This window comes from Actinacidiphila glaucinigra, assembly GCF_900188405.1.
Lineage (GTDB): Bacteria > Actinomycetota > Actinomycetes > Streptomycetales > Streptomycetaceae > Actinacidiphila > Actinacidiphila glaucinigra.
This window is the reverse complement of the sequence record NZ_FZOF01000061.1, coordinates 1-10690: the sequence shown is the minus strand read 5'-3', so window position 1 is coordinate 10690 and position 10690 is coordinate 1. Positions and strand designations below refer to the sequence as shown.

The following is a 10690-nucleotide window of genomic DNA, read 5'->3' as shown; positions in this document are numbered from 1 at the left end:
CCCGTCCGCTGCGCGGCGCCGGCGAGGACACCGGGCTCCCGGTCTGCCTGACCGTGACGCACCTCGACGGGCTCGTGCTGGCCCGGTCCGCCTTCCACCACTCGATCAACTACCGCTCCGTGGTGGTGCACGGCGTGGCCCGCCAGGTCACCGACCCCGCCGAGTGCTCCGCGGCCCTGGACACCCTGGTCAACCACATCGTGCCCGGCCGGGCCGCCGACTCCCGCCCCGCCAACGCCAGGGAACTGGCCGCCACCGCCGTCATCGCCCTCGACCTCCACGAGGTCTCCGCCAAGGTGCGCACCGGCGGCCCCGGCGACGACCCCGAGGATCTGGCCCTCCCCCACTGGGCGGGCGTGCTGCCCGTCACCCGCGCCTACGGGACGCCCGAACCCGCCGACGAGCTCGACCCGTCGATCGCCCTCCCCGGATACCTCATGGAACGCTGACACAAGTCCCGCGCATCATCCTCCGTCACCGGCTTCCGCCATTGAGGACTTACGCACGTCGGTTCGAAACGACGTGACTTGAGTAACCTGGAGCGCACCGGCGGAATCGGTCTTGCGGTCGCCGCCAGGGGACAGCTCAGCCGTGGCCGACAGGGCCGAGGGCGCGTCGGCGACATCCTCGCCGACCACGGCCGGCTGCTGAGCGAGGGTAGGCCCAAGGCCGCCGGTGCTTTCGCCGGCGAAAATGCCTGTCCAACGCCCCGCCGCCCCAGAACGCCGCGCACACCGCATGGGGCTTTGAGAGGGCGGTTCGTGAGCCTATGGTGTTTCTGTCGTCGCCTGATGGTGTGGGCGCGGGCGGAAGTTGCCGATCCGCGGTTCGGCTCAGCCTGCAACAGCAACCAGGTCGCCGGTTGGCCAGGAGTGTGACCCCGGAGGATTTCCGTCGGGGTGTTCGTTGATCCATTCCAGGCCGCCGAGGTCGAGGCGGGCGCGTGCGCGGGTGACGGCGACGTAGGCGAGCCGTGCGTCGGCGTCGTCGATCGGCCCGGGCAGGGGGTTTCCGTGCTCGTCCTTGTCGTCGTTGTCTTTGGGTGGGTAGAAGTCGTCGGCAATCTCGACCTGGGGCCACTCGCGGCCCTTGGATTTGTGTGCGGTGGAGATCGTCACCTGTGCGTCGCTCTCGAGGACGAGGCGGTTGACCGCGGCCAAGACGGCATCGGTGCCGTGGTGGTCGACGAGGTCGACCAGGGGCTGCAGGTCACTGCCGGCGGGGTCGTGTTCGGCGTAGTCCTGCAGCTGACCCCAGGAGGTGAACAGCACCAACTCGGGATGCGAGGTGCGGCGTCCGTCCTGCAAGTCCCGGGCAGCCAGCGTCAGGCCGCGCAGGGCCTGGCCTCCCCCGACCAGCGCGACCCTGCGGCCCTTGGCGAGGAAGCGAAAAATCTGGGCCATGGCTCCGACGTTGCTGCGGCACAGCACCGCATCCGGCTTCGTCACCGCACCGACCTCGGTGGGAATCGCCTCGTTGCCTTCCAGGCGGATCGGGGCGCCTGCGATCGCCAGCCACCGGTTGGCCTCCAGCGCGAGGATGGGGCCGAAACGGAAGGACTGCGTCAGCGACAGGGCGGTGCCGTCGAAGCCGGTCATGACGTCCTTGGCGCCACGCCAGCCGTAGATGGCCTGCGCGGAGTCGCCGACCATGACGAGCTGGGCGTGGCCGCGCTGGTTGAGCAGGACCTGCTCGAGGACGGGGTTGGTGTCCTGGGCTTCGTCCAGGAGGACGAAGTCGGTGGGGAGTTTCGGGTCGGACAGGGCCCAGATCTTCAGGTAGTGGTCGTGTTCGAAGCGGACCGCTCCGGTGTCAGGGTTCTGCAGGTCGGCCCAGGCCGCGCGGGCGTAGGGCAGGATGCGGCGGGCGAGTTCCGCGTGCAGGATTGCGGCCAGGCCACGGAGCGGTGACACATGGTGGCGTTCGATGACGGGGTCGGCGGACTGGCAGAACCGGGTAACCGTGCGCTGCGCCACGGAGGCCAGCGTCGCTGGCCACACGACGTAGTTGCCGATGCGCATGGGCTTGGTGATCCCCAGTGCGTCGGCGGTGTGCCTCCCGGGCACGCGGGGGCCGTTCAGGCGGGCACGGTAGCGGTGCCCGATAGCGGCATAGGCCAGGGAGTGCGCTGTCTTGCACAGCACCGTGCCGGGGAAGCGGCCGGCGGCGTCCCGGGCGATGGACCGGTTGAACGCCACATACAGGCCCCGCCGTGAGGTGCTGGTCGCAAGCTGGGTGAGGGTGGTGGTCTTGCCGGTGCCAGCACCGGCCTGGATCACCAGGTGATCTCCGGTGGCGAAGGCGTCGGCGGCCGCGATCTGTTCGTCAGTGAGCTTCAGCACGTTGAGCTTCATCGATCTGTGAGAGCGCGGTTGAGCTGCGCGAGGTTGGTCAGGTGTCGTCGTCGGTGAGGAAGCCGCGCATCGGCATCGACGGCATCCCCTCCGGGTGAGCAGCCGCGTGGCGGCGCAGCGCGGCCAGGTCCCGAACGATCGCCGCGTAATGCACCACCACCGGCTCCGCCGGTGCTGCGGCACGAGCAAGGTCGTGGAGCAGGCCCGTCCTCGCCTCTACCGCAGAGTCGTCGGTGCTGGCTTGCCGCCGGCGCTTGAGCTCCGTCGCAACGGCTGCCGGGGTGCAGGGCTCCTTGCGGCGATGGACCGCGGCTGTGGCACGGAAGACGTCCCCGCAGGCCGGGCTGCATGCGTCGTCCGCAGGACCGCCATGAGGTACGGGACCAGCTGCGGGTGGTGGAGCATGGCCACTAGGACCATGCACTCGGCATGCTCGTCGCACAATGCAGGCCCGGGTGAGGGCTGATCGGGGTCGGGAGTACCGATCAAGGTCTTGGACATGGGCGCCTCACAAATAGACAGAGAACGGACTCGACATCTAGGAGGCTGCCGGAGCGGCACCGCGGACCGCAGCGCGATGACGACCGCCGCACCTTCAGGCGGAGATAGCGGCTCCTGCCCGAGCGCGGGTTAGGGATCGGGAAGCCGATCGCAGACGTATGGGCGGTGGCGCGCCCGGTCGAAGGGCTCCCACTCGGTCCGCGCATGATCCGCGGCCTCGCCGATGTCGGCGTGCGTGGAGCAGCGCTGCTTGTGCCAGCGCAACTGCTCGGCATACGGCAGTCCGGTCAGGTCATAGACCGCCATCACCTCCTGCGCGATCGGCAGGCGGCCGCCACCGGGGCTAAGCAGCGGATCTGCTGGCTCCAGGCGCCACATACCCGGCAGGGCGCCTGGGTCTTGGACCGGCAGAGGGCAGCGGCGGCGGGTGCGAGTGTGGGCCACGCACTGCAGGTGCTCGAGAGGCCCGGGGGCGAGGTAGCGGGTGTAGAGCAGGCACACCACCGGCCGAACCGGCAGGCAGGGCGGCGCAGGGGCCGACTCCATCTCAGGACGGGGCGTGAACAAGCCGGCGTTCTGTAGCCGACGCGAGGTCAGACCCAGTGCGCGGCGCGTCTCCGCCAGCAGCGGGCTGCGATTGCCCGCCGGGCCGGCCGGGCACACCGCGTGGTGCCGAACCCGGCACCAGGCGCTCCCGTCGTGGCCGGCGTGGGCGGCGCCAGAGGAGACGTGCCAGCGCTCCCCCGCAGGAACGGTGCCGGCGGGCAGTTCCTCGGGGTGGAGCGGGACGGGAGTACTGCTGGGGCGCTGGTACCACTCCACACGGTTGCCGCAGAAGTCGCACCGGCCGCCCTGCGCGGAGCGCAGCAACCGACTGGGACTGTCCGCGTCGATACGCAGCGCCCGGCGGGGCTGGTAGTTCTTGCGGCTGCCGTCCCAGGCACTGCCGTCATCAGCGAAGGAGTTGTTCGTCGAGCGCATGACGGCAGACGATGACGGCCGACACGCGGCAACTGGGCTGACGAGGCCGCTGGGGTCACCGTCATGGCCGCGTCAGTCGTGCTGGAGTTCGCTTCTTCGTGCGTGCGTTCGGTGCTGGTCGCCGTTTCGGGTGGCGTCAGGCCTCCCGGCAACTGGGCCCTTGAGGCTTTCGCCGAGCGGTCAGGGAGCGGGCCGCTCGGGGGGTTCGTGGCCGACGCAGAGGGTGCCGAAGAGCTGGTCGAGCGGGGCGCCGAGGGCGTGGGCGAGGGCGTGCCAGGTGGCGAGGGTGCCGATGGTGCGGCCCTGTTCGATCTCAATCAGCGTGCGGCGTGACAGGCCGGTTCGGGCGGCGAGTTCGTCGTAGGTCCAGCCGCGTTCGGCCCGCAGTCGTGACAGCTCCTGGCGGAGCGCGTCGAGGTTTGGGTCGGGCGGTGGAGTGATCGTCACTGCTCTATCGCACGGTGCAGAACCCTGCCCTGTCAGTGCAGACCTCTGCCCTATTTGCTCTCGTCAGGCCGCAAGCGGCAGGGCAGATGTCTGCACTACCGTGTGCCGCCACCGGCACTCCCCGCCTCGGGGCGCCGGCCGAACCGCTCGTCATTCAGCAGGGAGGACAGCTCTCCATGGGGCACGGCGCACTCCCCCGCCCGGTGATGCGTACCTGGACACTCGAGGTCCGTCCCAGCCCTGATGGGATGGCCTTGATCTGCCCGCACTGCGGCCGGCTTCCAGCCTCTGCCGGGATGGTCGCGACCCAGGCGGTGGTCGTCCGGCATCTGGCGCAGCATGCACGCTCCGAACCGCTCCCTGGTCACCTGCGGACGTGCCGGTGCGGGGAGCACGGCTGCCAGTGGCATCAACGGCACCGGGGCTGCGACGGGCCGATCGCGCTGCTGCTGACACGCAGCGCGTGCGGCCGCATCTGGCGTCTCGCTGACGCCTGCCGCGCCTGCGCGGCCGCCACCCGGCACGCCGCCGCCGTTCACGAACCCCAGAGAGCAACGACCGACGCGCGGCTCGACGGAAGCGGCCTCGGCAAGAGCGGCGGGACGCTGCAGGTGGTCGATCCGGAAACTGCGGCAGAGGACGCGCCCTGGTGGACCGACGGCGCCCTGTACGGCTGATCCGGGCCTCCGGCGGCCAGCGTGGACACCGCACCGCCGCGGATGCGGCTGCAGGTTAGGGGTGTCGCGGTCCTGGGCGGCCCGCCGCCGATGAGGCGCGGCATGGTCTGGTGGGCACCTCGGGCAGACTGGCTCACGCCGTTGTCGATGTGCAGGGATGGTGGTTGTGCTGTTACGGCATCAGGAGGTCGAGGTCGATGTGGACTTCTACGGGTTCTGCCTGCAGGAGGCCGAGGACCAGTTCGTTCCCGAGATGTATCCGGACGGCCGCGAGGACATCGGTGAACCCTTCTTGACCGCACGCCCCGGGCGGTTGGACATCGAAAGCGGTGGCCACACTCACACCGCACACCTAAGGGCTGAGATCTTCGATGCCGAGCCACCCGCAGACACCCATGAGCCGTGGGAGGCCAGCGGCCAGGCCACGTTGTTCTCCCAGTCGGGTGAGCTGCGGATCTGGGGCGTGGCGGGCGGCCCGATGGAGGAGTCCCTGGAGCTTGGTACCACGGACACCCAGTGGCAGGTGCGGGTGTACTGCTCCGGGCGCGCGAAGGTGGGCCGCCTGGCGCAGTTGGAGGTCCCCAAGGGCGTGGAGCGGTATCTGGTGCAGTTCTGGCCCGCGGCCTGACCAGGGGTGGGCGGGAGGCACCCGAGTGCGCGCCTCCCGCCCGCCCGCATGCGTCAGGTGATCTGGACGATGAAGGCGTCGTCTTGGCCGTCGACGAGGCGGTTCTTCAGCAGGAATCCGGACAGCAGGGTGCCGGCTGCTCCGTTGTCGGCCTTGGGCAGCGGCAGGACCGAGTAGTTGTTCTTCGGTTTGGACGGCTCATAGGTGGGCAGTGCCTGGGCGCAGCCTTCGTAGGTGACGGCGAAGGGGAATTCGTCGCATTCCTTGCCGCCGGCGGCGTAGTTGGTGCCCCAGTACTGGCGGCAGTTGCGGATGGCCTCGCTGCGGTTCTTCTCGCGCCGTGTCTTGTCGTGGAAGAGGCGGTGCAGCGGGTTGTCGGCGCTTTGGCCGGGGAGTTTTTTGGCGGCGTTGGTGGGCTTGGTGGTGGCGGGTTTGGTGTAGGCGGTCTTGATGTGGTCGGCGACCGCTTTCTCGGGGGTGCCGGCTGTGGAGCTGTACTGCAGGGTGGCCAGGTAGCTGAAGACAGCCGCGCCTGCCCGGGTGACGTAGGTGGCGGTGTCCCAGCGTGGCGCGAGGAAGAACAGGTCGCCCTTCAAGGCTCCCTGCATCTCCCAGCCCGGTGGGGGTGCCAGTTCGATGGTGGGCTGGTAGACGGCGAAGACGAGGTCGTCGACGCCCGTTCCCTGTCCGGCGCTGACGCTGACGGAGTGCAGGAAGGTCGCCGGGTTCTGCGCGGCGAGCACCTGCCAGCTCTGAGGTCCGGGGATACTTCCGCCCTGCGTGACCTGGGCGCTGGCCGGCCACTTCTGCGGCACGGTGATCTTGGGTGTGATCATCAGTGCGCCGGTGCCCGTGGTGCCGGTCTGCTGCATGTTGGTGAAGTAGTACTGGACCTTCATGTCGCGGCTGCTCTTGGCGATGGTGCCGACGGCCAGGACCACGAACTGGCTTTCCCCGACGATCTGCCGGTTGCGGCTCCACCGTTGTGTGAACGCTGCGCCGGAGCAGACGGCGAAGCGGGATTTGACGTAGAACTTGTTGTCGGTCCCCAGGCCCGCACGGCACTCCTCGGCCGTCATGGTGTGCGCCGGCTCCGGATAGGAGATCGCGGCTGCTGACAGCGCCGGGCGCTGCGGCGGGGCCACGGCGGAAGGCTGTGCGGCCCGAGGCGCGTACGAGGCCGCGGGACCCACGAGTTCCAGTGGGCTGCGGATGCCTTCGGTTGCCGACTGGTCGGCGTGGCGGGCCAGCTCCGGCGCTTCCTGCGGGGACCGCAGGTGCTGCAGGGAAGGGCTGGCGGCGCCTGGCGGAAGAACATAGGAGTCGACGGTTAAAGCCGCAGGCTGTGCTACTGCGGCAGTCGGGGCTATCAGCGGGACGAGCAGCGCCGTGGTCAGCAGCGCGGTCACTCGTCCACGGGCCCAACGCGATCGCTGGGTCAGTGTCATGTGTGGTTCCCCCACGAAACGGGTGCGCTGTCCGGGGTGGTCTGATCCCGGACAGCCGGACCGCACACATGTAGCAATACCGAGCAGTAGCATTCGATCAACTCGACGCTCAATGGCGGAAAACGCAGCAGGGTTGGCTCAGTTGATCGCCGGCCCGGCGGGCTCAGCGTTCTGGGTCCAGCTTCCGGTTCGTCCCGGACCGGCGGATGTCCAGATCGAGGAACGACGTCAGTGGACTGCCGCTGTTCCAGAAGCCGAGTAGATCGATGTCGATGAGCGTCAGCTGCTGCTTGGCGGCGAACCTGCGTGCAGGTTCGGTGTACTTGCAGGAAGCCACGAAGACCGGCACATCGGCTCCGTGCTCCGCACGGGCCGTGCCGTTGAATGTCTGGATGTCCCGGCTGCCTACCGAGCGGTGCCGGGCGTAGCGCTTGCACTGGATCACGAGTTTCCGGCCGTCCGGCAGGCGGCCGATCACGTCGGCGCCCAGGTCTCCGGCACCGCCCACGCGACGGACTTCAGTGCAGCCGTCCCGGCGGCATAGCGTCGCCACGTACTCCTCGAATTCCCGATCGCTCATCCGCCACACCGAATCCAGCGACTGAACGGCTTGCACCCGGGCCTGCTCTGCCAGCCGGATCCGCTCGGCCGCAGCCTCACGGCGGCCCGCCCGCACCAGCCCCGTCGCCACAATTGCTGCGATCACAGTGGCTAACGCCATCACCACGCATACCGCGACCACCGCTCGTCCCCCTCCCCCAAGCCGGCTGACCCCGCGCCCCGCGTTCCTCCCCAATTCGGTCCCGGATTACCCAGAAGGACGGCGTCGACCGCGGCTTCGAGACAGCGCCGGCTCCGCCCATGGGAGATGTCTTGCGCGGCCATCACCTGCACTCCGAGAGTCGCCGTCCTCCCCCGCATTGGCCTGGCCACGCCCACGCGCTTCAGTCCTCGCGTTCCTCCGGTGCAGTGCTGTGCCCAGATCCGGGCATCGAAAAGTCAGCCGGAACCGTTGCTGCTGAGCCCGGCTCTCTACCAGCCGCACCCCCGCCTCAACCACCGCTCAATTCAGCTGACTTCACGGCGTCAATCTCGTTGAAAGGAAAAGGCGGTGGGACGCTCACGACCAGGGGCACGGCTCGCATCGGATAGATGACTCCCCGATGCTCTGCGGGGTCGCAACCAAGCTGTCACGACCAGCCCGATATGGATTGTTGGCGCGTGATCACAACGCACATTGACTCTTGAGTAGGTACTATCCGGCAGCAACACCCGATACCCGAGGAGCGGCTGTCGTGTCCAACAACAACACCATTCAGGACCGGTATGCGACGCGTCTCGCAGAGGACCTGGACAACAACGCCAACGAGCAGGAGAAGGTCCGTGTGCAGTTGGCGGACCTCCAGAGCCAGCTGGCGCAGCTCGAACAGGAGCAGGCATGGTTGACCCAACTTCAGGGAGCCGTGGCCGGTGCGCAAAGCGCGGCTGCGCCCGAGCAACCGGCAAATGAAGCGCCTTCCGGCGACAGGGCCGACGAGCCGAAGGTGACGTCTTCGGCCCAGCCGGTGCCCCGTCCGCGCGGGCAGAAGAAGCCGGCCGGTGAGCCGGCAGCCCGCAAGGCCAAGAAGAAGACGGCAGCCCCCAAGGCGGGCACGAAGCCCAAGCCCGCCGCTTCACGGTCGAACCCGGGGACGACACTGCGCAGCCTCGTCGTGGACATACTGGCCGCGAGCAGTGAACCGCGCATGGTCAGCGAATTCGTCGATGCCCTAGCGAAGCAACACTCCGGTCGCGTCACGCCCAGTGCCCCCGTGGTACGCAATACCTTGGAGTCGCTGGTAGCCAAGGGCCTCGCCGAGCGTGCCCGCCAGCAGGGCAGCGTCTTCTACACCCCCCTCACCCCTTCGGCCGCCGACGCCAGCGATGTGGCGGGGGCAGCAGCGTCCGAGGCTGCGAATCCCGTCCCGGTGACGGCCTGACCTCGAACGCCTGCGGCAGGAGGCGGCGCGTCTCCTGCCGCGGGCGTGGGATCGTCCTGCCTGTCGCTCCACGCCGGAACACAGCGTTCTGAACGCCATCGCTTGGTGCAGCCCGGAAGACCGCGACCTTACTGGCCGAAAGGAGCTCCCGGTCCGGAGCCGGCGCTCCTAACATCAAGGGGTGGACTGGGGGACTCTCGCGGGCACTGCGCTCGGTGCCGTCTTGGGTGTTGGCACGACGCTTGCGGCCGAGCGGTCACGGTGGCGGCGGGAGAGCTCGGCTCGCGATCGTGCCGTCAAGCAGCGGTTGTACGCCGAATACCTCGGGGCGCTGTCCCTGACCACGCACCGCCTGCGGGATCTGAAGCGCAGCACGGGCCTGACCAGGGAAGAACGCGCCAAGCAGGCAGGCGAGATCCTCGGCTCGACCGACGCCTACCATCTGCGCTACCAGATGCTGATCATCGCTCCGGGGCATCTCGGTGATGCAGCGGAGCACGCGTTCTTGCGGATAAGGGACTTGCGGGATCGGTTTGGCGGGCCTGATGTCAACGCCGACCCCGAGTGGTCAGGCATGATGGCCACGGTCAGCAACGCCCTTGACGCTCTGCGCACCGCGATGCGTTCCGACCTCGCCGCGAACTGAACCCCGGTGCAATGAGTGGTGTGCATCGTGGAGTAGCAGGTCACGGGCCTGGTGTGATTCCGTGCCCCGTTGCTCGTGCTGGTCGCGCGCGGCCGTCTGCCGTGTAGATCGTCGGGCAGGGAGGTCTTCGTGGGTTCTGGCCGGTTCCGGCCCGCGAGGCTCCTGCGCTCCCGGACATGGTGGACCCCGAGGTACTGGAACGGATCGCCGTGCGTCGCGCGGAACTGGGCGGGCTGGAAGAACAGCTGGTCAAGCAGCTGGACCTGGTGAGGGCCGAGCGGGACGAACTCGCGGTCGCCGAGCGGTTCCTGGCGCGAATGAGCGAGCTGATCGCTGGGGTGCGGACTGCCGTCGCACCGGCGTCGGCGCGGGTTGGCGGGCGGGCGGTGCTGCTGGTCCCGCACCGTGGCGAGAGCCCGGATGAGGCCGCGCTTCCCGGGGACTGCCGCCGGATCCTGGCGATCGTGCGGGCCGCCGGCGGTCCGGTGCAGGTGCGGGCGGTGGGCGAGGAGCTGGGCCTGCAGGCGGAGGTGCACGGAAGCTGGAGCCGTTGCGGGCGAAGCTGGTCAAGCTCGCGGACCGCGGCTGGCTGTGAACTGGCTCGCCGGCCTGATCCGCCGCCATCTGAAGAAGATCGGATCGCGGTGGCGGGCCCTGTCCGCGGGGAAGATCGCCGGCAGCGTGCTGGCGGTGCTGCGCGTGACCAGCGGCCCGGTGATCTGGCTGGCGGGAACGCGGTGCACCGCACCACGGTGTCCCGGTGGGTGCGGGAAGTCGTCGGGCTGCTGGCTGCCCGCGCCTCGCGCCTGAACCGCGCGCTGAAGAAGATCGCCCGATCGGGTGGCGGGGTGGTCCTGCTGGACGGCTCCTTGATCCGCACCCACCGCCGCACCGGGACCACCGGAAGAACTACTCCGGCAAGCACAGGTGCCACGGCCTGCTCGTGATCGCGCTCACCGACGACAAGGGCCGCCTGGTCTGGGTGAGCGCGGTCCGGCCCGGAAGCACCTCGGAGATCACCGCCTGCCG

At 69.1% G+C, this 10690-nt stretch carries 11 protein-coding genes; 6 read left to right on the top strand and 5 right to left on the bottom strand.

Going from position 1 to position 10690, the window contains the following annotated elements; genetic code table 11:
* Positions 1-449 (top strand): pyridoxamine 5'-phosphate oxidase family protein (locus CHF15_RS43340; RefSeq protein ID WP_089229457.1); only part of this gene is annotated, 449 nt, incomplete at its 5' end.
* Between the two features lie 384 nt (positions 450-833).
* Here the strand turns inward: CHF15_RS43340 and CHF15_RS43335 are convergent.
* From CHF15_RS43335 to CHF15_RS43325, 3 genes are all read right to left on the bottom strand, one after another.
* Entirely contained in the window at positions 834-2339 is a 1506-nt protein-coding gene (locus tag CHF15_RS43335; protein ID WP_089229460.1) for a UvrD-helicase domain-containing protein, read from the bottom strand.
* 645 nt (positions 2340-2984) lie between these two features.
* On the bottom strand, positions 2985-3836 hold the full coding sequence (locus CHF15_RS43330; RefSeq protein WP_220093408.1) for a DUF6083 domain-containing protein: 852 nt from the start codon (positions 3834-3836) through the stop codon (positions 2985-2987).
* 180 nt (positions 3837-4016) lie between these two features.
* On the bottom strand, positions 4017-4283 hold the full coding sequence (locus CHF15_RS43325; RefSeq protein WP_089229456.1) for a helix-turn-helix transcriptional regulator: 267 nt from the start codon (positions 4281-4283) through the stop codon (positions 4017-4019).
* A 296-nt stretch (positions 4284-4579) separates the two neighbouring features.
* Here CHF15_RS43325 and CHF15_RS43320 point away from each other — a divergent pair, with 296 nt between their 5' ends.
* Together CHF15_RS43320 and CHF15_RS43315 are read left to right on the top strand one after the other, a co-directional pair.
* The gene (locus CHF15_RS43320; protein WP_143681791.1) at positions 4580-4960 is read left to right on the top strand and encodes a hypothetical protein; all 381 of its coding nucleotides are present in this window, start codon (positions 4580-4582) and stop codon (positions 4958-4960) included.
* A gap of 157 nt (positions 4961-5117) precedes the next feature.
* Complete coding sequence (locus CHF15_RS43315) at positions 5118-5588, top strand: hypothetical protein (RefSeq protein WP_089229454.1); 471 nt, start codon at positions 5118-5120, stop codon at positions 5586-5588.
* Between the two features lie 53 nt (positions 5589-5641).
* On the opposite strand, the gene CHF15_RS43310 is transcribed toward CHF15_RS43315, so the two are convergent.
* Both CHF15_RS43310 and CHF15_RS43305 read right to left on the bottom strand, forming a co-directional pair.
* Positions 5642-7036 (bottom strand): NucA/NucB deoxyribonuclease domain-containing protein, encoded by a 1395-nt coding sequence (locus CHF15_RS43310; protein ID WP_220093407.1) that lies wholly within the window; start codon positions 7034-7036, stop codon positions 5642-5644.
* 163 nt (positions 7037-7199) lie between these two features.
* Positions 7200-7778 carry a restriction endonuclease gene (locus tag CHF15_RS43305; protein ID WP_245939375.1) on the bottom strand — a complete coding sequence of 193 codons (579 nt, stop codon included), beginning with the start codon at positions 7776-7778 and terminating at the stop codon, positions 7200-7202.
* A gap of 553 nt (positions 7779-8331) precedes the next feature.
* Here CHF15_RS43305 and CHF15_RS43300 point away from each other — a divergent pair.
* The 3 genes from CHF15_RS43300 to CHF15_RS46305 all read left to right on the top strand — a co-directional run bounded on the left by CHF15_RS43300 (position 8332) and on the right by CHF15_RS46305 (position 10608).
* Entirely contained in the window at positions 8332-9015 is a 684-nt protein-coding gene (locus tag CHF15_RS43300) for a hypothetical protein (protein WP_089229452.1), read from the top strand.
* 181 nt (positions 9016-9196) lie between these two features.
* Entirely contained in the window at positions 9197-9661 is a 465-nt protein-coding gene (locus CHF15_RS43295; RefSeq protein ID WP_089229451.1) for a hypothetical protein, read from the top strand.
* 176 nt (positions 9662-9837) lie between these two features.
* Positions 9838-10608: a hypothetical protein gene (locus CHF15_RS46305; RefSeq protein WP_245939376.1), complete on the top strand. Its 771-nt coding sequence runs from the start codon at positions 9838-9840 to the stop codon at positions 10606-10608.
* Positions 10609-10690 lie beyond the last annotated feature (82 nt).